This window comes from Micromonospora sp. NPDC093277 (assembly GCF_044765245.1).
In the GTDB taxonomy this organism is placed as follows: Bacteria; Actinomycetota; Actinomycetes; order Mycobacteriales; family Micromonosporaceae; genus Micromonospora.
In genome coordinates this window covers 107,046-131,347 of the sequence record NZ_JBIWJO010000012.1, presented here as the reverse complement: position 1 = coordinate 131,347, position 24,302 = coordinate 107,046, and the positions used below count along the sequence as shown (strand labels likewise).

The following is a 24,302-nucleotide window of genomic DNA, read 5'->3' as shown; positions in this document are numbered from 1 at the left end:
ACGGGGAATGCTCAGCGTGGTTGCGCCGCGGAGTCGGCGACCGGGTGGAAGTTGGAGCGACCCGAGCCCACCTCGAACACGGCACGCCCGTCCTCGATGCAGATGAAGGTGGCTTTGCTCGGGCCGGCAGCGCGGTAGGACTTGCCGACTTCGACGGGCAGGGCCACCCGGGCCGTGACGTTGACCGGCACCTCGAGATCGACCCGCATGCCGGCGCCAACGCGGCGCCAGTCGAGGCGCACCGGGCCCCGCTGGGTGTGCACGGTGCCGGCGGCGTGGGTAAGACCAACCGCAGGCGGCACAATGCTGACGGTGGCCGCGCCGGGGCTGGAGGTACGGATGCCGAGCATTGTCTGCTGCACGTCCACCAGCGCCTGAGCGCCCCAGCCGTGCGACTGGCTGAAGTTGGTGCCGGGGTCGAGCGTCCACGCCTCCCAGGTGAAGGTGCCGCCCTGGGCAAGGATGTTGGCCCATCCCAGGTCATCGGCGTTGGTCAGCAGTGTGAGCACGGCTTCGGACCGCTCGGCATCGCTGAGAGCCTGCAGCAGCCAGTGCGCGGTCATGGGCCCTTGCTTCATGCCCATCGACGCGAGGTGGTCCGCCAGCACCGAGTAGTCAGCCAGTGGCGCGACGCCGTGCGCGATCGCGTAGGAGGTGGCGTGCTGGCCCGCGTGCCCGCTCTGCTGGCCGTTGGCCACCAGCCCGTCGACATACACACCGTCGGCGCGGCGCAGTTTGCTGTTCATCGTGTCGGCGAGTTGAGTGGCCTGCCCGTCGTATCGGCTGATTTCGCTGGCCGGCAGCCCGAGCGTTTCAGCCATCCGCGCGGTGGTGCGGAGAACGCCGACCCCCTGCGCGTTGATGGTGGTACGGGCGGCCGAGCTCATGTCGTAGCCGAACCTGCCGGGCTCCGGCCAGTCGACGATGCCGTACAGGTACGCGCCGCTGCCGCCGGACAGGTTGGTCACCAGGCCGGCCGTCGCTCCGGTGGCGGGGATGTGACGCAGCACGTAGTCCGCGGTGTCCCTGATCGCCGGGTAGGCCTCCTCGAGCAACGCCCGGTCACCAGTCTCCTGGTAGTAGCGCCACACCCAGTCGACGAACATCAACGAGTAGTCGGGGATGTCCCGCTTCCCGTCGCCATTGGGGTAGACCGCGTTGTATCGTCCAATGTCGTTGCCGCTGTTCCAGTAACGCTTCGCCGAGCGCAGGAATTCACGGATGGCCTGCTGGGTGGCGTCGCGCTCTCCGAAAGCGGCCATTGTCGCATAGGAAATGTCGGCGGCATCACCGAGGAACTGCCCCTTCTCACGGGTGGGGGTGTCGACGAACTCCTCCTGCACCGAGTAGATCGCCGAGCGCTTCATCAGCTCCCACACCGCGTTGAGGACCGGGTTTGAGCTGGTGAAGTTGGCCTCGTGGTCTGCCTGCACGGCGGTGTGCACGACGACTGCGGAGATGTCGTCCAATGCGACCTGCTCGCCGGGGATCTCCAGGTAGCGGAAGCCGAGATGGGTGAAGGCTTGGAACTTCTGCTCGCCGTCCTTTTGCGTGTACGGAAAGCTCATGTTGGTGCCCTGGCTGGCCAGAGTGGAGGTGGCGACCCGGCCGGTATCGGTGAGGTTGTAGCCAGCGCGCAGGTCGACGGTACGACCGGCGACGCCGTGTTTGAAACGGACGGCGGGACGCGCGGGGATGACGACGCCGAAGTCCGCGACGATGGTGCCGTCGTTGGCCGTACTCACCGCGACGGGTCGCACCAGGGTTTCGGCCAGCCGGGTCTCCTGGCCGATCAGGTGTGTGTACGGGGCGACCGGGTGTGCGCCGATGACCTGGGGGGAAGCCCACGGCGTGCTGCTGTGGCCATAGCCGGGCTGGGTCCAGCCGACCAGCTCGCCGCGCGCGTCCTGGCGTTCGATCCGATCACCTTCACCATTGCGTAGGGCCGAGTTGCTGACGAAGGACGTGTCGCGGGTGACCCGCCACGAACCGTCGGTGCCGAAGACCTCGCGGGAGCCGTCGGCGTGTTCTACGACGAGCTTCATCAGTAATCCGCGGGCACCGGCCGGGCGGCCTTGGCCGCTGCCGTACCAGTGGTAACGCACGCCGAGCGCGAGTGGCTCGCCCGCCGTGATCAGGTTGGTGACATCCGCAGCCTGGTAGTAGTCCTCGCCCGGATATCCAAAGGAGGTGCCGCGGTCGGCCAGCTGGCCGTTGACGAATAGTTCATAGGTGTGGTCGGCTGCGGTGTACGTGCGGGCACGCACCACGGGACTGCCGCCGATGCTCACCTGGGTGCGAGCCAGTGTGTAGTCGTCGGCCTCGGTGGTGTTGCGGCGGATCCAGCTCGCCCCCTCCCACTCATGGTCGGCAATGCCGGTCTCGAAGCTGCCGCCCGCGGCCGGCGAGGCGTGGTCAGTGCGGTCCCAGGTCCGCGCCGTCCAGGTGTAGGCGGCGCCGGAATGTAGTGCCGGCCCGCCATACGGGACATACGACTGGGCGGCGGAGCGCACCTTGCCGGAATCCCAGATCAGTTCGCCGTCCGCTTCAGAGACGGTCAACTGGTAGGCGGTCTGCACCTCGCCGGGGTCACGGTCCTGCGGCAGCCAGCTGAACCGTGGTGTGCCCTCGACGTTCAGTGGGTGGGCCCGGTCATCGACCAACAGGTCGGTCGGGGCTTCGGGCGCATGCCCCTTGGCGGCCACCGCCGGCGAGGCTCCGGCGAGCACCAGTGCAGCGGTCGTGACGGTTGCGGTAATCAGAGCAGTCCGACGGCGAGTTGATCGGGGCGTTGGCATGTCTCACTCCTCGGCGGCACAGGGGGCGTTGGCCAGATCGCGCTACACGGGTGTGGTGTCGGGTGTTAGCTGCGCCGGTCGCTCATCACCACCGTGCGACCCGGCTCAACCTGCGCCGCGATGAAGCGCCCGTCGGCGACAGACTGGTCCGGTGTCCTGCCTTCGGAACGCACGTGCAGGGCCCGGGCGTCCTGGATGCCGAGCTGGGCCAGGTCGAGTTCGATGCGGCCGGACACGTTGGGCGGCAGAGTAACCGTCAGCTGGAAGCCTCCCCGATGGTCGAGATCCACCTGCACGGGGCCGCGGATCGTAGGCACCTTCGCCCGCAGCCAACGCAGCGGGCCCGGCTGGGGGGCGATGAGGATCTCGCGAGCGCCTGGGGCCAGGGGGCGCACGCCGGCGACGAAACGGGGCACAATGTTGGCCGGTGCCGAACCCCACGCGTGGGAAAAGGTTGTGTTGGATTTGATCGACGGGTCCCACGCCTCCATGACGATGGTGGCGCCGAGATCGTCCATCATGTGCAGCCAGGAGAACTGCTCCCGGCTGGTCAGCAGGGCGTGGGCGGCGTGGCCCAGTCCGGCCCGGTAGAGCGCCTCGAGCAGGAACTGCGCGCCGTAGACGCTGACCCGCATGCCGCCAGCGGCGAGCCACTCGCCGAGCGCTCGGACGTCGCGCTCCTCGGCGACGCCGAGCGCCAGCGGGAATGCGCTCGCGTGCTGGGCGTGGTGGTCCGTGCCCACCCCGTCGCGGTAAGCGCCGACCGTGGCATCGAACAGCTGTGCGTTGGCCGCCGCCCGCAGCCGCGCTGCCAGTTCGGCGTACCGCTGCTGGTCCGCGCCGCGGCCAAGCACGCCGGCGATGCGGGACAGGGCGCCGAACGCGGCGTATTGCCAGGCGTTGATGACGGTGTTGACGCGGGTGAAGACGTAGCCGTCCCGGTTGGTCGTGGGCCAGTCGACGAGGTCGGCGTTGCTCTGGCTGGAGCTGCCGGGGTTCTTCTCGACCAGGCCGGTGGAGTTGAGCGACTCGTCGAGCTGCCGCTCGACGAAGAGGTCGTAGTCGGCGGCGAGGTTCGAAGGGTCGCCGGTGGCGAGGTAGTCCTCCCAGGCGATGAGGGCGGTCTGCAGGCGATACTCCGCGGGCCAGGTCGGCCGGCGGACGAGGTACGACGTGGAGTACCTGGCCAGCGCGAAGGACCGTTGGGTGCCGTACTCGGAGAGCTGGTTGATGATGGCATCGCCCTCGTAGGGTCCCCGTTCACGGGTGGGCGTGTCCTGGTAGAGGTCCTGCCGGGTGGCCTCGATGGAGTAGCGGCACATCGCCCAGACCCGGTCGAGATCGGGGTCCGAGCTTTCGAACGTGGCATCGTCGTCGTTCCACGGCAGCTTCAGCACCGCCGCCTCGACCGCGTCACGGAGGTCGAGCTGCGAATCGGCGACCAGTTCGATCCACCGGAAGGCCCGGTAGCCCCAGTGCTCGAGCTGCTGCGAGCCGTCTCGCAGCGTCCAGACCTCGCGGTAGGTCTGCCCGGCGCGCAGGTTGTACTGGGCGCCGCTGGACGTGCGTTCCTCGCCGAGGCGGACTTCCACCGTCTGGCCGGCGGTGCCGGTGACCGAGAGCCGGATGCCGCCCACCACGGCACGGCCGAGGTCGAACAGCCACCGGCCCGGGCCGAGCTGCTCCACCGCCGTCGGGCGCCGGTAGGTGTAGGTCATGTTCGTGACCCATGCGGGTTCGAGCCGGCGGGTCAGCGATGCGGCGGTGACCGGTTCCCAGCTCCCGTCGTCGAAGCCGGGTCCGGTCCAGCCGACCGGTTCGTATCGGGCGTCGAGATACTCCTGCGGAGCCTGGTAGTAGCCGCCCCCGGTGATGCCGGCGGGCGGACGCCAGCGGCCTGCCCGCCGACTCCGCCAGCCGTCGCCGGTCGCGACCACCTGGCGGGTCCCGTCGGTGAACACGACGACGAGCTGGGCGAGAAAGGTGCGCTCCTGCGGCGAGTAGCACAGCGCGGCGAGCGCATTGCGCCCCGGCACGAGCCGGCCGGTCACCTCGTGGGTCTGGTAGCGGGCCTCGCCGGCCATCGCCCGGACCGGTCCGACGCCCGCGACAGTCTCGTTGACCCACAGCTTGTAGACGTACTGCCGGGTCGGCTCGGGTGACTGGGCGGTGGCGTAGACGAACGCGGCGGCGATCGGCTTGTCGGGCAGCACCAGCTCGGTACGCAGCAGCGCCCAGTCGTTGCTCTCGCTCAGCGAGGCCAGCAGCGACTGGCCGCGGTCGAGTACGAGGTCTCCGCCCTGGACGGTGCCGCCGGTGAACATGCCGGGGCCCGAGGAGAAGTCCTCGTCGACGAGGCGGTTGCCGGCTGCGTCGGTGAAGGACGCCGAGTGAAAGCGCTGCGACTCGGTGCTGCCGTTGCGGAATCCGATGCTGCCGGAGGCGTACGTCGTGTCGGCGGTTGTATCGACCAGGGTGTCACCGAGGTAGGTGCGGATAGTGGAGGCGGCGAGTTCGACCCGCAGCCTCAGCGGGGTGCCCGTCGGCACGGGCACAGTAATGGGCCGCTCATTCAGCACCGTGTAGGTGCCGTTGCGTTGGACATGGGTCTTCAGCACTCCGGGTGAGCCCGCCCGCAGCTGCCACAGGTAGTTGTTTGACGTGTCCTGCGCCCGGAACCAGAGGCTCGCGGCGACGGAGGTGATGGTGACAGAGACCTCGAAGGTGCCGTCGCGCAATGCCCTGCGGTCGTCCGGTGCCCAGATGGGCTCGGCCGTCCATGTGCTGCCGGCGGCGGTGACGACGGCCTGTGGGGCCGACCAGTGCGAGACAAGGCCGGGCGTCGTCCAGGTGCGCACCCGCCAGTGGTAGAGGGACGCGGGCTCGAGCGGTGGACCGGCGTACGTCACTGCAGTCGAGTCGCTCGAGTCGATCCGCCCGCTGTCCCAGACGATGCCGCCGCTGGAGAGTAGTTCTCGGCGGGTGTGCGCGACCTGCACCTGGTAGGCGACCTGCCGCGGCGCCGGACCGAGCGCGGGCACGATCCAGCTCAACTGCGGCCGCTCCGAGGCCACCCCCAGCGGGCTGTCCAGCAGGGAGGTGAGCAGCCCGGACGGTGCGGAACTGTCCGCCGGTACGGCCGCTGCGGGTGTTGCGGGGGCGGCGAGCCCGACGGCGGAGGTGGCACCAACTGCTACGGCGCCGCTCCCGGCAAGGAAACGCCGGCGGGAGAGGCCCGCGGCGGGGTTGGCGACAGGCTTGCTCATACCCGCACCTCCGAATGAATCGTTTCAGGCAGGCTACGCCGGGGGTGCGCCGCCGTGAAGACGATGGCCGTGGCCGGATTCGGTCACGGCGTGCGCGAGGCCTCTTCAAGGGACGGCGGGTCCCAGAGGATTTCGCCCATGCGTGCCGGTCGGCGAATCCTCACCCAGGCCGTCTACGCCGCCGTCCAGGCCCCAATCATGGGAGTCAGCACCGCAGAGAGGAACCGCCATCGGGCCCTCGGTGATCTCGCGATACCAGCGCGACCGCTTGGCCATGTGGGCACGCCACGGTCAGCCACGCGTCTCGGTACTTCGACATCGACCCAAGTGGCGTCGCCGGCTCGGCGGCGGACCAACGTGCGAGCGTCGTCCCCCATGAGAGCTACCGGAGAGTGTCCACCCGGTGGTGATGATTCCGACAAGGCGAATCCATAGCGTTCGTTGTAGCGGTGCTTGGCCGCTACCAGCGGAATCGAAGGAGTCGTCATGCGTTTGGTGAAGCAGCTCGTGTGCGTCGCGGTGGTCGCCTTCGGCGGCAGCCTGGCGGTCGGCGCGGTGAACTGGAGCGCGTCGCTGACCCTGCTACTCGGGTTCGCGACGGCCATGCTGACGCTCCTGGTGTACGCGTGGGTCGTACGCCGCACCGAGAAGCGGGCTCCTGTCGAAGTGGAGCAGAGAGGGGCCGGCGGTGCCCTCGGCCGGGGCATGCTGATCGGGTTCGGGCTGTTCACGGCGGTGATCGCCAACATCGCTTTCCTCGGTGACTACCGGGTCGATGGCTGGGGCTCCCTGTCGGGTGCGATCGCGCTGCTCGGGTTCATGGCCGCGGCCGCGGTGACCGAGGAGGTCCTGTTCCGCGGTGTGCTGTTCCGCATCGTCGAAGGCTGGCTCGGCACCTGGTGGGCCCTCGCGCTGACCGGTGTCCTGTTCGGCGCGTCGCACCTGATCAATCCGCACGCCAGCCTGTGGGGCGCACTTGCCATCGCCGTCGAAGGCGGCGGCATGCTCGCCGCCGCCTACGCCGCCACCCGCACTCTCTGGCTGCCCATCGGCCTGCACTTCGCCTGGAACTTCGCCGAAGGCGGCCTCTTCGGCACCGGCGTCTCCGGTACGAATCAGCCACAGGGCCTGCTGCACGGCGTCATGTCCGGCTCGACCTGGATCACCGGCGGCGACTTCGGCCCTGAAGGCAGTCTCTACTCAGTGCTGGCCGGCATCATCGCGACCACCGTGTTCCTGATCATCGCCCGCCGACGCGGCAACCTGGTCCCCAGCCGCCGGCACCGCGCCGCCGGACTCCACGGGGCCGCTAGGCTCGCCCAGTGATCGACCTTCGGCGCGTCCCGGACCGGTGGCGGCGGCTCGACGTCACGGTCCGGGACCTCCCGTGGGCGATGCTGTTCGTCGTCGGATCGCTGCTGCCATCGCTTCAAGGCCACGGCACCGAGGTCGGCGATCTGCCGGCCCGCCCGTTCGACGCCCTGGCCATCGTGGCCGTGCTGCTGCAGTCGGTGCCGCTCGCGATCCGCCGCAAGTGGCCAATCGCCTGCCTCGCCGTGGTCTCGGCCGGCTTTTTCATCGACCAGATCCGCGCCTACCACTCGTTCGCCGGCACCGCCCTGGCGATCGCGCTGATCACGGCGGGCGCTCGTGTCGAACAGCACCGCCGCACCACGATGGTCGTGTTCTCGGTGGCCTACATACCGCTGGCGGTCTGGCTCGACCGGCTCGGCTCAAGCGAGCACGTGGGCGGATTCGTGCTGTTCTACCTGGTGCTGGTGCTCGCCTGGGGCATCGGGTCGTGGTGGCGCGCCACCCGAGTGGCCGACGCCGAGCGGCGGCGCCGCGTCGCGGAGGACACCCGTGCCGCCGAACGCACCCGCATCGCCCGCGAACTGCACGACGTCGTGACCCACCATGTGACGGCGATGGTGGTCCAGACCGAAGCGGCCCGCTACCTGACCGCCGCGCCCGACAAGCTCGACGCGACCCTGACCGCGGTCTCCGACACGGGCCGGCGGGCCATCACCGACCTACGCCACCTGCTCGACCTGCTGAATCCCGACCACGGCACCGCAGACCCAGTGCGACAAGGTGAGTTGAAGGACCTCGTGGAGCAGACCCGCCAGGCCGGCCAGCCGGTCGAGTTCACCGAAGGCGGCACGCCGGCGCAGACAAGCGGCAGCGCCGAGTTCGTGACCTACCGGGTCGTGCAGGAAGCGTTGACCAACGCCCTCAAGTACGCCCACGGCAGCGCCACCGTGGTCCGCGTGCACCACGGCGCAAGGGAGATCACCGTGGAAGTCAGTACCGAAGGCTCCGCCAACCCCGGCAAGGCGGTGGGCGGCAGCGGGCACGGCCTGGCCGGCCTGCGCGAACGGGTCGACGTGCTCGGCGGCGAGTTCAGCGCCGACCGGCAGCCCGGCGGCGGCTTCGTCGTACGGGCCCGCATCCCCGCCGGCAGCCCGTCGTGACCACGCCAGCCGAGGTGCCGATCCGAGTCCTGGTCTGCGACGACCAGGCGCTGATCCGCACTGGCTTCGCGACCATCATCGACGCGCAGCCCGACCTCGAGGTCGTCGGCGAATGCGGTGACGGGCGCGCCGCCGTCGACCTCGCACGCAAACTGCACCCGGATGTCGTGGTGATGGACGTGCGAATGCCCGTACTCGATGGCATCGAAGCGACCCGCCTCCTCGCCGGCGCCGGCATCGAGCACCTGGTCAAGGTCCTCGTTGTCACAACTTTCAACCTCGACGAGTACGTGTACGAAGCCCTCCGCGCCGGCGCGAGCGGCTTCCTGCTCAAGGACGCCCCACCCGCGCAACTGCTGCACGGCATCCGCACCGTGGCCACCGGCGCCGCCCTCCTGGCGCCCGAGGTCACCCGGCAGCTCGTCGGCCGGTACGCGTCCCGGATCCGCCCGATGGCGGGGCACACACCAGACGACGCCGCCCTCACGCCTCGCGAACTGGAGGTACTGCGACTCATCGCCGACGGCCGGTCCAACAGCGAAATCGCCGCGACACTGGTCATCAGCCAAGAGACGGTCAAGACGTACGTGTCGCGCATCCTCACCAAACTCGACCTGCGCGACCGCGTCCAAGCCGTCGTGTACGCCTACCGACGCGGCCTGGTGACGTAGGGCCGTGCCCGCTATACGGCTTCGCCGATCAGGTGGTCGGTGAGCAAGCGGTCGCGGGACGACTGTTGTCCCACCGCACGGCGTACACGTCGGCGCGGGCCCGGAACCGGTCGGCGAACAGCGCCAGCTTGTCCGCCCCCGGTGCGGCCATCGTGACCAACCCCGGCGCAGCGACCGGCGCGGACAGCTGCTCCGGCGCAGGGGTCGTGTCCTGACCGCGCACTTCGAGCAGCCGCGACAGGCGGGCGTTCTCCGCCCGTAACCGCTGCAGCTCCCGGCGAAGACCTTCGAACTCGTCGACCGAACCCACCGATCCATCCTCGGGTATCGGGCTTCGAACATCCCGGGAAGGGTCCGCTATCCTGCGCCGATGGCATCGAAGCGGAATGCGGCGCTCGAGGCGATGATCGAAGAGGCCACCGTCGACGCGTACAACGACGACGAACAGCTCACCGGCCTGTTCACCATGCTCGAAGAGCATCTGGTGGTGCCGTTCACGGCTACCGTCCTCGGCGTGGAGGTAGTCGTGCAGAAGGTCGATCTCACCGCCGACAGCATCGTCGCGGTCTGCGCCCGGGGCCGCCACCGGCAGAAGATCGGCCTGCTCGACCTGCCGCTGCCCACCCCTGCACCGGACGGCGCCGACTGGATCGACGCCTACCGGCACTGGGCGGGGCGGTAGCCAAGGTGAGTGAGTACCAGTACTACGAGTTCACCGCCGTCGACCGGCCCCTGAGCGGCCGGGAGCAGGGCGAGCTGCGGGCGCTGTCCACCCGGGCCGACATCACCGCCACCAGCTTCGTCAACACCTACCAGTGGGGCGACTTCAAGGGCGACCCGTGCAAGCTGATGGAGCGGTACTTCGACGCGCACCTGTACCTGGCGAACTGGGGCACCCGCCAGCTCATGCTGCGGCTACCGACGCGCGCGCTCGCCCCCGCCACCGTCGCCGACTACTGCGTCGGTGACAGTGCCTCCGCGTGGACCGCCGGTAAACACCTCATCGTTCGCCTGTATCGGGAGGACGAGGACGGCACCGACGAGTGGGACCTCGACGGGCACGGCCTGCTTGCCTCGATCATCCCGGTACGGGCCGCCCTCGCCGCCGGCGATCTCCGCCTGCTGTACCTGGGCTGGCTGCGCTGCGCGCAGTCGCTGGAACTCGACGACGACGAGCCCGAGCCGCCCGTCCCGGCCGGGCTGGGCACACTCGACGCCTCGCTCACCGCGGTCGCCGAGTTCCTGTGCATCGACCCTGATCTGATCGCAGCCGCGGCGGCCGCGTCGGCGCAGACCGCCGTCGAGCCGACCGCAGCGCAACTGCGCTCGTGGGTCACCAGACTCCCGGCCCGGGAGAAGGACGGCATCCTCGCCGACCTGATCAGCGGCGGCGACGGTCACCTGCGCGGCCGGCTGCTGCGCCGGTACCGCGACGAACACCCCTCGGACACGTCCACCACGACCGCCCCACGCACCGCAGGCGAACTACTCGCCACCGCCGCACACCTTCGCGCCGAACGGGAACGCCAGGTCGCCAAGCAGCGTGAGCGGGAACGGATCCGCCAGGAACGATCCGCGGTGGCCGCCCGGCAACGGCACCTCGACGCCCTCGCTGTCGATCTGCCCGCCGCATGGCGGCGGGTCAACGAACTCATCGCCACGAAGAAGCCCCGCGAGTACGACACGGCCGTGCAGCTCCTCGTCGACCTGCGCGACCTCGACGAACGCGACGGCAACTCCACGCCGTTCCGACAGCGGCTGGCCGAGCTTCGGACGGTGCACGCACGTAAGCCCAGCCTGCTGGAACGCCTCGACCTGGCAGGACTCGATGCCTGAGAGGGGCCGGCAAACAGCTGCGCAGGCCCAAACCAACCTCCACGCCGTGCTGCACCTCGTGGCCGGCGGTCGGCTACGGTGCAGCGAAACGACCCGCCGGCCAGCCGCTGCGACCGTCGCCGCAATCGCCGATGGGCTCGACGGCGAGGACTTCTACCCGGCGAGCCGATCGCAGCGTTCGCGTGGCCGCTGCTGCTGCAGGCCGGCGGGCTCGCCGAACTCGCTGGGCCGCGACAGCTCAACAACCACTTCCTCGCAGGGCAGACCGCGTCGGCTGGGGACTGCGATACGACCATCAGGATGTCGGGGGCTGCCCGCAGGGCGCTGAGCGCTACCCGGCGGGGCCGAGCACCGAGACCTCGGTGAGTTCGGCGTCCTCGGCGGCGCCCAGGCCGCGTACCTGGTAGCTGGTCAGTACCTTCAGCCATCGGTGGGGAAGGTGCCCGCGGCCGGGATCACCGACGAGGACGCGCGCGCCGCGGTCGGCGGCGCGGTGTAGGAACTCCAGCATCCGCGCGGCCAGTTCGGGGTCGTAGAAGGCGTCGCCGGCGAGGATCACGTCGGCGAGGCCGCCGTCGCCGTCGAGCAGGTCGCCCTCGTTCACCGCCAGCGTGACCGCGTTGGCCGTGGCGTTCATCGCGGCGGCCGCCAGCGCGTACGGGTCGATGTCGTTGGCGGTCACCTCGGCGGCGCCCGCCTTGGCTGCGGCGATGGCGACCAGGCCGGAGCCAGACGCCACGTCGAGCACCCGCCGGCCGGCCACCACCTGCGGATGGTCCAGGACGTACCGGGCGAGGGCCTGGCCGCCGGCCCAGGCGTTCGCCCAGAACGGGGCGAGCCCCGGGCCGACTCGCGCCTCCAGTCTGGCCCGCAACACGATCGCGTCATCCGCCAGGTGCAGGCAGATCTCCGGTACGAATGGAAGACGCGCGAGGCGCAGTCCGTCGAACTCGTCGGGGCGGAACGCGACGAAGGGCGCGAGCAGGGTGCCGGTCGGCGTGGGCAAAACATGCTCCGTTCATGGACGGCCGCCGGTCAGGGGCGACCGGTTTCAGGCGCCCACCGGGCACGGAGTACGTCCGACCGCGTGCAGGTGGCGCAGCGCCTGGGCGTACGACTCGAACAGGCTGGTCTGGCAGTACGTGAGGCCGTGCCGGCGGCAGAACGATTCGACGATCGTCTGTGCGTGACGAAGGTTCGACCGGGGCATGCTGGGGAACAGATGGTGCTCGATCTGGTAGTTCAGGCCGCCGAGCATGAAGTCGGTGAGCCAGTGGCCGCGCACGTTCCGCGAAGTGAGCACCTGGCGGCGCAGGAAGTCGGTACGGTCACCGGCGGCGAGGATCGCCATGCCCTTGTGGTTCGGCGCGAAGCTGCATCCGAGGTAAAGCCCGAACAGGCCCTGCTGGACGATGATGAACACGACCGCGCGGACCGGCGAAAGAACCAGGAAAACGGCGCCGAGGTAACCGATGACGTGGCTGGCGAGCAGCACCGACTCCCACGCGCGGGGGCGTCCGGTGCGGCGCAGCAGGGCGCGCACGCCGTTCGCGTGCAGGCTGAGGCCCTCCAGCAGAAGCAGCGGGAAGAAGAAGAATGCCTGGTAGCGGTACGCGAATGCGGCAATGCGGCCGCGGTTGCCGGCTTGGCGGGAGGTGAACGCGAGCGCACCGATCTCGAGGTCCGGGTCGGCGCCGTCGGTGTTTGGGTGGGCGTGGTGCCGGTTGTGCTTGTCCACCCACCAGCCGTAGCTCAGTCCGATGGCCAGGTTGCCGTGCAGCAGCCCGAGCACGTAGTTCGCCCGCCGGGACGCGAAGATCTGTTTGTGTCCGGCGTCGTGGCCGAGGAACCCGAGTTGAGTGAAGACGAACGCGAGGAAGCCGGCGACGATCAGTACCCACCACGAGTCCCCGATGAGCGCGAAGGCCGTCCAGCCGGCCGCGAACAGCAGACCGGTGATGGCGATCTTCCAGATGTAGTACCCGGTGCGGCGTTCCAGCAGTCCGGCGCCACGGATCTGATGCAGGAGATGGGCGTACGGGCTTCCGCTGCCGGTTTGCGGCGGCGCTGTGGACATGGGCGCCTCCCGGCGGGTGCTGCGCTGACGCCGGCGCGTGCCAACCATCCAGGGGTGGTCGGCACGCGCCGGCTGTGGTTCAGATGGCGCGGATGTTCGCGGCCTGCGGGCCCTTGGCTCCCTGCGTGATGTCGAACTCGACCCGCTGGTTCTCATCGAGGCTGCGGAAGCCGTTCGAGGCGATCGCCGAGAAGTGGGCGAACAGGTCCGCGCCACCGCCGTCCGGGGTGATGAACCCGAAGCCCTTGTCCGCGTTGAACCACTTCACAGTGCCGACAGCCATGTCTTCTCCTTGGAAGGCTGGATTCAGGACCCACACCATGCGGGCCCCGACGTCGCGGTATTGATCGCCCACATCCGGAGATGACCGGAAACACCAAGCGCCGAGGGGTCAGCTACCCACCATGCGCTGGTAAAATATTGGAAAGCAATTGCAACGAGGCCTACGGTACCATGCTCGGATAGGGCACAAGCCGGACCACATGAGGCACTTCCCCTCCCCCGGCGCCCACGCTCTGGTTGCCGGGAGACCGCCAACGTGCTGTGCACCAACGCAGCAGCCCGGCAGCCGCGACGCGCACCGTCCTGCCGCTGATCCTGACCGTCGTCTTCCTGGCACCTACCCCGCTGCTGCGGGCCCTGCTCGCCCCGCCAGTGTCGTGCGCTCTTCGGCGCGGACGCACTGAGCCGTTTCACCCTGAGCAGCGGCTGGTCTCGACGCGGTGCAGGACACGGATGGCCTGCACGACCGCGGTCGCCCAGCGGGGGCAGCAACGCACTGTCGCTCTTCGCTGATCAACCCACCGTCACCCGGTCACGCGGCGTGAGCGAAAGCGCGGGCTTCCGGCGGTTCGCCGGTCCCAGAGTGAGAAGCCGTGCCCTTTCGTCGTTTCGCGGCACGGTGCGACCGGACCAGCACTGACCCCTGCGTCACTGGGCCGGAACAGGGCGGCGATCTGGTCAGCGCCGACGTGCCGGATCGCGGCCGGAGGCTGCCAGCACGCGACGACCGGTCATCGCGCCCTTGCGGTTGAAGTCGACCGCGCATGCCCGCAGCGCGGGCAAGGACGACCGCCTCAGCGGCCCGCAAATCGAACACCGGCTGGACATCACCGATGACCCGTGCGCGGGAGACACGTTCGCGGCCGGATCAGGGAAAGGTCACGGACGGCTAATCGGACGGCTGATCCGTCCTGTTTGTCGGCTGCTGCTGCAGGGGTCCCCGCCCTCCACCTACGATGCGCGGATGACCGAGGCGGCTACCAGGCAGACCACAGGCACACGAGTCAACGAACTGGGCCTGGCTCGGTGACTGCATCCACCGTCGACGATAAATCGGGGGCGCGGCGCCAAGCCTTGCCGGACGTCGTCCGGCGCCGCCTCACCTCCTTCGATCCTCGTGGAGATCTCCGCTCCTGGATGGCCACCGCGGTGGTCGTGGTGATCGCGGGGGTTCTGCGCCTGCTCAACCTCGCCCAGCCGAAGGGCAAGATTTTCGACGAGCTCTACTACGCCACCGAGGCGCACGATCTGGTCACCCGCGGGATCGAGTGGGAGGAGAAGAACAACGCCGCGAAGTACGTCGTGCACCCGCCGCTCGGCAAATGGATGATTGCGCTCGGCGAATGGCTCTTCGGCTTCAACGAGTTCGGCTGGCGTATCTCGGCCGCGGTCACCGGCACCGTGTCGATACTCATCCTCGTCCGGGTGGCCCGGCGGATGTTCGGATCCACCATGCTCGGCTGCGCCGCGGGGCTGCTGATGGCACTGGACGGCATGCATCTGGTGCTGTCCCGGGTGTCGCTGCTCGACATCTTCCTGATGTTCTTCGTCCTCGCCGCGTTCGGCACGCTGATCCTCGACCGCGACGCCCGGCGACGCCGGTGGCTGCGGGCGCTGGCCGACGGGCTCGACCCGACCGCGCCCGGTCACGCGGGGCGACCCCGGTTCGCCGTGCCGTGGTGGCGGCTGGCCACCTTCGCCCTGCTCGGCTGCGCATGCGCGGTCAAGTGGAGCGGCGTGTGGTACGTCGTCGTGTTCGCCGCTCTGATGCTCTACTGGGAGGCCCAGACCCGGCGCTCCGCCGGCGTACGACACCCCTGGCGCGACGCGCTGCTCGACGAGATCGGCTGGGTGGTCCTCGGCGGGGTCATCGTCGGCGCGGTCTACCTGGCGAGTTGGGCCGGGTGGTTCGTCAGCGACAACGGCTATCTCCGGCACTGGCTGCGCGACACCGGCCAGCGGGAAGTACCCGTCATCGGAGCGCTGCAGAACCTGTGGCACTATCACCAGGAGGCGCTGAAGTTCCACACCGGGCTGCAGACCTCGCACCCTTACCAGTCCTCGCCGTGGCAGTGGCTGCTGCTCGGCCGGCCGGTCGCGTTCGAATTCCATTGCTACGAGACGTGTAGCGGGTCGACCCCCACCATAGAGGTCCTGCTCCTCGGAACGCCGCTGCTGTGGTGGTCGTTCATCCCGGCGCTGGGCGCGCTGGCCTGGTTCGGCATCGCCCGACGCGACTGGCGAACGGGCGCGATCGGGGTCGGTGTCATCGCCGGGCTGCTGCCCTGGTTCTACTTCGCCGCCGCCGACAACCGCACGATGTTCTCCTTCTACGCCATCCCGGCGGAGCCGTTCCTGATCCTCGCCGTGGTCTACGTGCTCGCCGCCATCATGACGCCGGCCCACGCCGCTGCCACGACCGGCGGCGCTGACGGCCCCGCCGATGCCGGGGGCGATCGACGCCTACTCGGCGCGATCGGCGCGGGTCTGTACGTGCTGCTGGTCGCCGCCTGCTTCGCGTACTTCTATCCGATCTACGTCGGAAACACCATCCCGTACACCGACTGGGCAGCTCGCATGTGGCTGGGTAGCCGCTGGATCTAGGCCACCGGCCTGCTGGCCCACCTGGCGTGAGTGCCCGATCCGCGTGCCCCTGCCCGACTCTCACCTTCTGGGTCGCGTCCGCGGCGCTCGTGTTTGAACGGGCATGGAGCATCGAAGGCACGCTCGGCCTGCTCCACGAAGTCATGGGGATCGCCGACGTTCACCGACTTGATTCCCCAGACAGCAGCCCGGAGCCGTTGTGCCACATCGAGGGTCAGAACTTCGAGTTGTGTCTGCGAGCTGTTGGCTACAGCCAGTACCTCCGGCTGCCGCCGCAGCACGTCCCCCGGCAGGCCCTCATCTCCACCGAGTTCGCCGGGATCAGCTTCGCCGAGCAGTCCTTGATTCAACGGCGCACGGATCTGGCCACGATCCGCGCGCTACGTAGGGTTGCGTAACCGCTCGCGGCTCACAATGCGGATGTGCCGAGAACAGTGCGTTCAGGCGGCGTCCTGATGCTCTGGGCGGCATCGCTCCTGCCGCTGGCGGCCGTTCTCCAGCTGTCACGGTGGCATTGAGACGGCGTCCGGGGCTCCCTGCGGGAGAGTGCGCCGCGCCGAACGATTCGGTCGCTGCCGGACTGAAGATCAGAAGACGTCGTCGTATCCCTGCTGCCAGCGGTCGGCGTTACGGCGCCAGAGATGCCGGGTCACCCACACAAACAGACCCGCGGCTGCGCACGGCAGCACGATGATTAGGAGAGCCCAGTTACGCGTAACAGCGGCCATCAGCAGAAAGATCGACGTGAAGATTGCCGAGATGGCAACGCTCGGTTCCGGCCGCCGCAACCAGTAATGCAGTATCCCAGGCCGAGATCGCTGCCCGCGTCGAGGAGTCTCACGATCCTTGAGTTCTGGCAGCCGCCGGCGCCCTCTGCGCTGGCGATTCTTCCGCTGCCCCGGCCTCGACACGCGACCGATCCTAGAGCCTGTCGACCTTTACTCTCATGCCGCTCCCGGCGTGCTGGCGTTCTTTACCGCTGGTGACGCACGGTGATGTTTGACTACCTCTCCTGCTTCCGCTTCCGGTGTCGTACCTGCCGATCAACTCGTTCTACGAGCCGCGGCATCCGCCTTCCTGGGCCGCTACCGCGGCCAGACACGCGTCCATACCGAGTCCGACCTGCACGTTTGCCTCCGCTGGTGTAGCGACCACGGCCTTGACCCGCTGACGGCGGTGCGGGTGGACATCGAGCGGTACGTGCGCTGGCTGCAGGACGTACGCCGGTACCAGCCCTCGACAGTGTCCCGCCGGCTGTCGGTCGTGGTCGGCTTCTACCGGGTCTGCGTCATCGACGCCATCCTGGAGCACTCGCCAGCCGACTACGTCCGCCGGCCCACCGTGCCGGCCGAGTCACCGACCCTTGGACTGGGTCACCTGCAGTTCGAAGCCCTGATCACCACCGCCCGAAAGTCTCCTTATCCGAACGACTTCGCCCTGGTCGCCCTTCTGGGCCCGCTCGGGCTGCGGATCTTCGATAGCCTGCGGATCGAATATCGCCGACCTGGGCGAGGAACACGGCCACCGGGTCCTACGCGTGCGCGGCAAGGGCGGCAAGGTCGTCCTCGTTCCGCTCCCACCCGCAGTCGCCCGAGCCATCGACCGGGCCGTCGACGAGCGCACCAGCGGGCCGATCCTGCGCAACACCCACGGTCGGCGGATGGACCGGCACGCCGCCACCCGCCGACTCAAGCACCTCGCCGACACGGCGGGGATCCGGATGCCGAGGATGCACCCCCACATGCTTCGCCACACGTTCGTGACCACCATGCTCGACGCCGGCGTCAGCCTCCGCGACGCGCAGATCGCCGCCCGCCACGCCGACCCGCGAACCACCATGCGCTACGACCGGGCCCGCAAGAACCTCGACCGCCACCCCAACTACATCCTCGCCGCGTACATGGCCTCCGGGACGTAGCAAACGCTCGCGGCTTTGCCGAGATGAGGAAGGCATGCATACGCCGAGTCACCGCAGCGCCGCTGCGAGTTCGGCGGCGTTCTCGAACGCAGGCGCCGCCCTTTCGGCTTCGTCCTTGCTCAGCACGACACGTTCGACGCGGGCCAGCATCTCAGCCGTGGTCTCTGGATCGTGCAGCACCATCGCCAGTTCAGCGCGGTAGACCAGGACCTCTACCTGCGCGACCGGGTCGTCGTCGGCCTGCGGGCGGGCCAATGCGCTGTCGAGGATCCGGATAGCCTGTCGGACGTCACCCCTGGAGTCGGCCTGCACGACAGCGTTCGCCAGGGCCTTGGCCAGTCGCCCAGCAGGCGTGGTCGCCGGCTCGGGAGCAGTGGCGGCATTCCGAACGACGCGGATCCAGTTGCCGCCCGGGTCGATGACGCTGAATCCGCCCAACCCGTCGTTGTTCTTCCGCGCCCTGGGTCGGGTCATACGCGGCGTTCCGGATACCAGTACCTTGCCGTACGCGGCGCGCATGCCGGCGGCGAACGCCCGGTGCAGTCCTTCGATGTCGGATGTGAGTACGAGGCAGGAACCGTAGGACTGCTCCGGGTCGAATCCGGCGATCTCGAAGAAGTGCAGATGCAGGTCTTCACGCTGCAACGACACATATGGGTTGGGCTTGCGCTGCTTATACATCATGCGGAAACCGAGAACTTCGTAGAAGTTGACGATGCCGTCGATGGACGCACAAGGCAGCAGGGGAATGGTCACCTCGTTGGTCATGTCTCCTTCCTAGGCGTCGTAGGGCGCCTGCCGCACATAGAAATAGCCGATCATCTCCTTCGGTCATCCGATCGGCCGATTACCCGCCACGACATCGGTACGCCGAGCCATCGGCGGCCCGGTGGTCCAGTCCCCGGCCTGAGTAGCCACTGGTCGATGTGCCTTCATGTCGCCGGACGGCCATACGTTGACCAAGATCAAGCACCCGGATCTGCCGCGAAGCGCTCGTCACGGAAGGTAGCTGGATCGCCGGTGCCTGCATCCGGACGTGCCGATGAGCGGGTGCTGGAGGTCCGGAATCTCGACGACTTTGTGGCGACGCTCATCAGCCTGGAGGGAATGGAGCGGGGCCGGTCTGCCCAGGGTCATGTAATCCGTAATGCTGTGCACATGAGTAGTCCTGTCATCGCCGCTGGACGCCGACACTCGTTGGGGCTGCGTGCCGACGGCACTGTGGTTGCGGCCGGCACGGGGACGTCTGGTGAGTGCCGAGTCGGGGATTGGGTCCAAGTGGTCGCCGTGGCGGCGGGCAACGTGCATACGGCGTCGAACACTGGGCGGTCCCACAGCGTCGGCCTGCACGCGGACGGCACCGTGACGGCGACGGGCTGGAACGGTGACGGGCAGTGTGACACCGCGTCATGGCGGAACGTAACCCTTGTTGCCGCGGGCTGGCGCCGCACCCTGGGGCTCGTTGGTGACGGCACCGTGCTGGCTGCGGGACGGCTTCGCGAGGGAGCATGCGACGTGAGCCAGTGGCGTGAGATTGTCGGCCTGGCTTGTGGCGACTGGCATTCGGTGGGCGTCCGAGGCGATGGGACCACCGTCGCCGTGGGGAACAATCGCCGTGGGCAGTGCGCGATCGACACGTGGCGTGCCATGGCCGTCGTCGCTGCCGGCTACCTTCACACGGTCGGTCTCACCAACGACGGACGCGTCTTTGCGGTCGGGGATCAATCGACGGGCGCCTGTAACGTCAGTGCTTGGAGAGACGTCCTGGCAGTGGCGGCTGGGAGTTACCACACCGTCGGAGTCACCGCGGCTGGCCGAGTCGTGGCCGTTGGCAGCAACGATTTCGGTCAGTGCGACGTAGCCGGCTGGCGCGAGATCGTCGCGGTGGCGGCAGGATCCACCCACACTCTCGGACTACGCGCGGACGGAACAGTTGTCGCCGCCGGCAACAACGAAAATCATCAATGTGACATTGCAGGCTGGGACGCGATCCGGTCGCCCAACTAAGTACCGCACGTAAGCAGGCGGTGCAAGCCGGTGACGAGGTGGCCGTTGCACAGGCCCTCGCTGGCGGGGCGGACCCGAATGCCGCGGTGAGCCGGTACCAAGGGTCGGTGCTTATCGAGGCAGCCCACAGCGGCAGGCTGGGAGTTGTCGGCCTGCTGATGGACGCTGGCGCCCGGATCGGACCCTTCGGTACCTTTCATGTGACGCCGCTGCGCGTCGCCATGCTCGAAGCACACGCGGACGTGGTGCAGTACCTCATCGCCCACGGAGCCCTTCCGGCGGAATCCACGACAAGGACGAGCGTCTTGACGGAGGCCGTGTCCTATACACGGCACCGCCCTCGACCGGCGGCCCTTGCCACGCTGCGGGTGCTGCTCGAAGCGGGGGCAACACCACACCCAGGCGAGGAGGCGCCTCTGATCACCGCGGTCATGCAACCTGTCGCACCTGCGGTCCTGCGCGTTCTCCTAGCGAACGGCGCGGACGTGAACCAGCAGCGGTCCGACCGTACGCCAGCGATTGTCATCGCCGCCCGGCGAGGAGATCATGCCGCGGTGGACGTGCTCCTGCAGGCCGGCGCCGACGTGGATGCCCGCGACCAGCAAGGACGGACCGCGTTGATGCACGTGGTCGAACGCGACGAACAACGGGTCATCGCCGCCCTGCTGTTGGCCGGCACCGCTGTCGACACGGTCAGCACCGACGGCATGACCGCCCTGGAACTGGCGCGCGGCTGGCAGCACCAGAACGTCCAGTTCATGCTGGGCGAGCACCACGCCGGCTTGGACGACGTGCCGATCACCCGCACCGTCGTCCGGATCCTCCCGACGAGTGTCCGGCTCACCAGTGACCCGCAGATGTTGCACCAATTGGCGAACGTCATCGTCATCGTTCTCGACGACCTCGGCGACGACGATTGGGCAACCCGCACGGGCGTCGACGCCAATACGGCGCGGGCCGTTGCCCTGCGGCTGCGCAACGAGGTCGTGCCGGCCCCTAACGCATCGTGGTACCAGTTGGATGTCACCGCAGACGAACTCGCTGCCACACGCTCGGCGTTGGTCGAGCTAGCCTACGGCACCACACGGGTGCTGCCCTCTGCTACCACCAGGTTGGAGATCGTCGATCTGCTTGAGGAACTCAACGAGCAGCTCGGGCGTTAGCCCGGGCCAGGGCCCCATCTACAGCAGTTCGATGTCGGTGGGAGCTGACGATCGGATCTGTAGCAAGGGCCGCTGGCCTGCTGCCCTTTGACCCGTGCATGCCGGTCGGCGCGGACCGGCTGGCAATTGTTCAGTCATGGCTGAGGATCAACTGAGCACGGTCCGGCGCAGACCTCCAGAAGGAACGCGGGTCCAGGAAACGGTCATCGGGTCCTGGCCGCAGGCGCCTACCAAACCGCCCGACCCGCCACGATCCACACCCGGATCATCAACGTCGCCGCCCGCCTCGGGCACCGGGCCCGCACCATCCACCTGCACCTACCCGAGCACTGGCCCTGGCAAGCAGCGTTCGACAACCTGTTCACCGCCGTCCAGACCGCACCCGGCTGACCACATTCACCAGCAGGATCCCGGCGGCCCCACCACAGGCCACAATCCCATTCACCGCACAAACGCGACTGGAGCAAGCCGACCAACGATCGGCGGCTCCCGCACACCCGCCGACTCACCCAATGTGCGCCTCTCCCTGCCCTCCGGCTCCCCCTGCGCACCGCCACGCCCGTCCGGAGGCGCATGGAAGGGTGAGCTGTTCGGGCTGCTCGTCCGATGGAACTGCACGTCGGCCTCCCCGCGCTGTGGTTGTGCGTCGCCGCTGCCGGCGTCGCGATCTCCGCGGGCCCGAGCCAAGGGCGATCACCGGAGCCGCCGTCGTCACTCGGCGTACCACCATGGCGTCAGCAATCGGAGGACGACGATCGGGATGCCGCATTCAGGGCCCGGCCGGCGGGCCGGCCCGACCAGGCCCTGGGCCCGTCGGCGCGTGGAGGCGGTCGACCAGTTCGCGCACCGCCCCGGTGAACGGCTGGTCGGACTCGCAGGGCCGGTGCCCCTGGATCGGCGGCGGCACGCTGTCGCCGGGCGGAGCCACCACATCGGTGGGATCTCGCAGTCGACGATCCACCGTTGATGCCGCGCCGCCAAGGCTGACGGGCGCGGAGAACACCCAGCCGCCGACGGAATCAGTGTCCCGCCATAGATTCACCCACCGCCAGCCGACTCGGCCGCCGATCTCGTGCAGCACCTCGTCGTCGATATAGGCGGGGAAGAGCCGGGCATAGAGTCGGCGCAGCGGCGACCCGTAGGTAAGCAGGGCGACCCGGCTGCTGACCTGAGGTGGCAACTGCAGCACCGTCGCTGCGGCCAGAACCGAACCGTAGCTATGTCCGGTGAGCAGGACCGCTTTGCCATGCCCTACCAGGTAGGTGATCCGTCGGGCCAGCTCAGGTACAGCCCGTTCGGCGTAGCAGGGCGGCGCGAACGGGTGGGCGGCCCGGGGCCAGAACGTACCCAGGTCCCATATGACGCCGACGTGGCGCCGGAACTCGACGGTCCGGTAGGCGAAGATCCCGCCGATCACCAGGCTGAGGATGACCGCGGCGATCACCCAACTGCCGAACGCGATGGCGAAGGTGACCAGGCCGGCCGGCACCCCCGCGTACCGTTCGAGGACATCACCCGGATGCAGCTCCAGCAGACCGATCGTGGTGGTGGCCGTGCCGATTGCAGCCAGGCAGGCGTAGACCACGGCCAGCGGTACGAGGCTTTCGGTGAACCGGGAGCGGGCGATCGCCTTCTGCACCTGCCGCAGTCGAGGCCCGGCTCCCTGCGGCGGGTCCGGGTAGTCGCGCGCGACAATTGCCGCCGCGGCGCGGAGCCGGCCAGGTCTGGAGATCAAGGCAGCCAGGCCTGCGACGACCAGAGTGATCAATACCGCCCGGAAGAAGCCGAAGATCGCCCAGGTGTACGCGCGAGGTGGTCCGGCGGCCAAGCCCGCTGCGGTCGGCGCGTCGCGGTCCAGGAAGTCCGCCACCCAGTAGACCAACTCGGCCGAGTACGCCACCGCCAGACTGATCGCCGCGGCCGCGACCGCCAGCGCTCCCAGCCCGAGCAGCGGCGCGGCATCCGCCCGACGGCTCCGGCACCAGAGCAACACGGCTCCCAGAGCGGCCAGCAGGACTGTCTGGGCGGCGAACAGCGAGGTGAGGATTGGGTCGTAGCCAGGTAGGCCACCCCCCTCGCGCCACGGTGCCGGGCTGGCCAGGACATAGGCCGTGACCACGATCGTCAGGACTATGGCAACGGTCCGGAGCATGCTGGTGATCCGGTCGAGCCGCCGATCCGCGGTGCCCCTGTCGATGAGTGGGGGCGCGCAGAGCAGAACCGCACAGGTAGCGAGGACCGCCCCGGTGACGAACGCCAACGCGATGCCGCCGGCCGAGGCGCCGGATGAGACTCGGGCGGCGAGCAGCGCGACGTCCAGTGCCGCAAACGCCGCCGCGACATGGATGGAGCGCAGCCGCCCCACCAGCGGCTCGGCGTCCCACTGGCCGACGGCAGCGAGCCGATGCCCGCTGCCCCCCGCCTCAGGCGCGCGGAAGGCGTCGAATACCCGTCCCGGGCGCGTACTGGCCCGCCAGAGCAGGCCGACGGCGGCCGCCGGAACCAGCGCCAGCACTGCCAGCCGCAGCCCGACCGGTCGCCCGCCTAACCAAGACAACCAACCGCGACCGGCCAGGCAGTGCGGCGAAGCCATGCACTTCCACGCGACCAGGTCCAGCGCAACTCCGACGACGGCGAGTACGTACAGCACCGTGAGAGTGAGCGCCAGCAACCGGCACAGGGACCGAATCATCGCATCGGCGCCACGGCCCCCCGGACGCATCCAGATCGCAACGTTAACCAGCATGAACGGAAGCAGGAACACAAGTGACAGTGTTCGGGCCATAGTTCCGGAGGGCAGGTCACCCCAGCGATACGCCTCCAACGTCAGCGGTACGGCGCCGCTGGTGCCCGGACGCCGGCTGCGGGCCCGGTAGAAGCCCCCACTGCGATCGCCCGCGACCTGGTCAATCTGTAGCAGGCCCAACACCTGACCGGCGCTCGCGCCGGATGCACCGTGTACCCGCAGCTCCACCACGTCATCGGGCCTCCCTGGCCCACCCAACCGCGCTCTCGACATCGCCCCCCCCCCGAGCCGTCTTCGGAGGTCCAAACCGGGTGGATCCGGCCAAGAACGCTCCCCGCCTTTCGGGAGGGTCTACCCAGCCTGGACGGGCCCAACCGCAAAGCTTTTCCACCGCCGCATGTCAACGGTCATTGGGACGTGGCTCTGGCAGGGGATTCCTCCTCTCGCAGGGTGGATCTTC

The 24,302-nt window shown here is 68.9% G+C and carries 18 protein-coding genes and 2 pseudogenes; 11 read left to right on the top strand and 9 right to left on the bottom strand.

Features of this window, described 5'->3' with window-relative positions; translation table 11 throughout:
• Positions 1–11 precede the first annotated feature (11 nt).
• Together ACIRG9_RS24910 and ACIRG9_RS24905 are read right to left on the bottom strand one after the other, a co-directional pair.
• Positions 12–2,798 carry a family 78 glycoside hydrolase catalytic domain gene (locus ACIRG9_RS24910; RefSeq protein WP_402860434.1) on the bottom strand — a complete coding sequence of 929 codons (2,787 nt, stop codon included), beginning with the start codon at positions 2,796–2,798 and terminating at the stop codon, positions 12–14.
• Positions 2,799–2,863: 65 nt separating this feature from the next.
• On the bottom strand, positions 2,864–6,064 hold the full coding sequence (locus tag ACIRG9_RS24905) for a family 78 glycoside hydrolase catalytic domain (protein ID WP_402860432.1): 3,201 nt from the start codon (positions 6,062–6,064) through the stop codon (positions 2,864–2,866).
• A gap of 486 nt (positions 6,065–6,550) precedes the next feature.
• Here ACIRG9_RS24905 and ACIRG9_RS24900 point away from each other — a divergent pair, with 486 nt between their 5' ends.
• From ACIRG9_RS24900 to ACIRG9_RS24890, 3 genes are read left to right on the top strand one after another with little or no spacing between them, the layout of a single operon-like run.
• Entirely contained in the window at positions 6,551–7,390 is an 840-nt protein-coding gene (locus ACIRG9_RS24900; RefSeq protein ID WP_402860429.1) for a lysostaphin resistance A-like protein, read from the top strand.
• On the top strand, positions 7,387–8,538 hold the full coding sequence (locus tag ACIRG9_RS24895) for a sensor histidine kinase (RefSeq protein WP_402860426.1): 1,152 nt from the start codon (positions 7,387–7,389) through the stop codon (positions 8,536–8,538). Before ACIRG9_RS24900 ends, ACIRG9_RS24895 begins: the two co-directional genes overlap by 4 nt.
• Positions 8,535–9,209 (top strand): response regulator, encoded by a 675-nt coding sequence (locus tag ACIRG9_RS24890; protein WP_402860423.1) that lies wholly within the window; start codon positions 8,535–8,537, stop codon positions 9,207–9,209. The genes ACIRG9_RS24895 and ACIRG9_RS24890 overlap by 4 nt, the downstream gene beginning before the upstream one ends.
• 28 nt (positions 9,210–9,237) lie before the next feature.
• On the opposite strand, the gene ACIRG9_RS24885 is transcribed toward ACIRG9_RS24890, so the two are convergent.
• Complete coding sequence (locus ACIRG9_RS24885; protein ID WP_402860421.1) at positions 9,238–9,519, bottom strand: hypothetical protein; 282 nt, start codon at positions 9,517–9,519, stop codon at positions 9,238–9,240.
• A gap of 60 nt (positions 9,520–9,579) precedes the next feature.
• Here ACIRG9_RS24885 and ACIRG9_RS24880 point away from each other — a divergent pair, with 60 nt between their 5' ends.
• Entirely contained in the window at positions 9,580–9,891 is a 312-nt protein-coding gene (locus ACIRG9_RS24880) for a calcium-binding protein (RefSeq protein WP_402860418.1), read from the top strand.
• Between the two features lie 5 nt (positions 9,892–9,896).
• The gene (locus tag ACIRG9_RS24875) at positions 9,897–11,045 is read left to right on the top strand and encodes a hypothetical protein (protein WP_402860415.1); all 1,149 of its coding nucleotides are present in this window, start codon (positions 9,897–9,899) and stop codon (positions 11,043–11,045) included.
• A 331-nt stretch (positions 11,046–11,376) separates the two neighbouring features.
• Here the strand turns inward: ACIRG9_RS24875 and ACIRG9_RS24870 are convergent, their stop codons facing one another.
• The 4 genes and pseudogenes from ACIRG9_RS24870 to ACIRG9_RS24855 form a co-directional block, all read right to left on the bottom strand.
• Positions 11,377–12,051, bottom strand: coding sequence for a class I SAM-dependent methyltransferase (locus ACIRG9_RS24870; RefSeq protein ID WP_402860412.1), 675 nt, complete (start codon positions 12,049–12,051; stop codon positions 11,377–11,379).
• Positions 12,052–12,096: 45 nt separating this feature from the next.
• Positions 12,097–13,122 (bottom strand): fatty acid desaturase family protein, encoded by a 1,026-nt coding sequence (locus ACIRG9_RS24865; protein WP_402860409.1) that lies wholly within the window; start codon positions 13,120–13,122, stop codon positions 12,097–12,099.
• 79 nt (positions 13,123–13,201) lie between these two features.
• A complete protein-coding gene (locus tag ACIRG9_RS24860; protein ID WP_073838824.1) occupies positions 13,202–13,405 on the bottom strand; it encodes a cold-shock protein in 204 nt (67 codons plus the stop codon).
• Between the two features lie 409 nt (positions 13,406–13,814).
• Positions 13,815–13,901 (bottom strand): annotated as a pseudogene (locus ACIRG9_RS24855) (IS5/IS1182 family transposase); the annotation flags it as partial.
• A gap of 640 nt (positions 13,902–14,541) precedes the next feature.
• On the opposite strand from ACIRG9_RS24855, the gene ACIRG9_RS24850 reads away from it, so the two are divergent.
• From ACIRG9_RS24850 to ACIRG9_RS24840, 3 genes are all read left to right on the top strand, one after another.
• Positions 14,542–16,008, top strand: coding sequence for a dolichyl-phosphate-mannose--protein mannosyltransferase (locus tag ACIRG9_RS24850; RefSeq protein ID WP_402860405.1), 1,467 nt, complete (start codon positions 14,542–14,544; stop codon positions 16,006–16,008).
• Between the two features lie 89 nt (positions 16,009–16,097).
• Positions 16,098–16,406, top strand: coding sequence for a hypothetical protein (locus ACIRG9_RS24845; protein ID WP_402860402.1), 309 nt, complete (start codon positions 16,098–16,100; stop codon positions 16,404–16,406).
• Positions 16,407–17,428: 1,022 nt separating this feature from the next.
• Positions 17,429–17,926, top strand: a complete 498-nt coding sequence (locus ACIRG9_RS24840; protein WP_402860616.1) for a tyrosine-type recombinase/integrase — start codon at positions 17,429–17,431, stop codon at positions 17,924–17,926.
• 48 nt (positions 17,927–17,974) lie between these two features.
• On the opposite strand, the gene ACIRG9_RS24835 is transcribed toward ACIRG9_RS24840, so the two are convergent.
• The gene (locus tag ACIRG9_RS24835) at positions 17,975–18,694 is read right to left on the bottom strand and encodes a VOC family protein (RefSeq protein ID WP_402860399.1); all 720 of its coding nucleotides are present in this window, start codon (positions 18,692–18,694) and stop codon (positions 17,975–17,977) included.
• A gap of 156 nt (positions 18,695–18,850) precedes the next feature.
• Between ACIRG9_RS24835 and ACIRG9_RS24830 the strand changes: the two are divergent.
• From ACIRG9_RS24830 to ACIRG9_RS24820, 3 genes and pseudogenes are all read left to right on the top strand, one after another.
• Positions 18,851–19,165, top strand: a pseudogene (locus tag ACIRG9_RS24830) (RCC1-like domain-containing protein); the annotation flags it as partial.
• Between the two features lie 39 nt (positions 19,166–19,204).
• Positions 19,205–19,933, top strand: a complete 729-nt coding sequence (locus ACIRG9_RS24825) for an RCC1 domain-containing protein (RefSeq protein WP_402860613.1) — start codon at positions 19,205–19,207, stop codon at positions 19,931–19,933.
• A 107-nt stretch (positions 19,934–20,040) separates the two neighbouring features.
• Complete coding sequence (locus ACIRG9_RS24820; protein WP_402860396.1) at positions 20,041–21,096, top strand: ankyrin repeat domain-containing protein; 1,056 nt, start codon at positions 20,041–20,043, stop codon at positions 21,094–21,096.
• 769 nt (positions 21,097–21,865) lie between these two features.
• Here ACIRG9_RS24820 and ACIRG9_RS24815 read toward each other — a convergent pair.
• Positions 21,866–23,788 (bottom strand): hypothetical protein, encoded by a 1,923-nt coding sequence (locus ACIRG9_RS24815; protein ID WP_402860393.1) that lies wholly within the window; start codon positions 23,786–23,788, stop codon positions 21,866–21,868.
• Between the last annotated feature and the right edge of the window lie 514 nt (positions 23,789–24,302).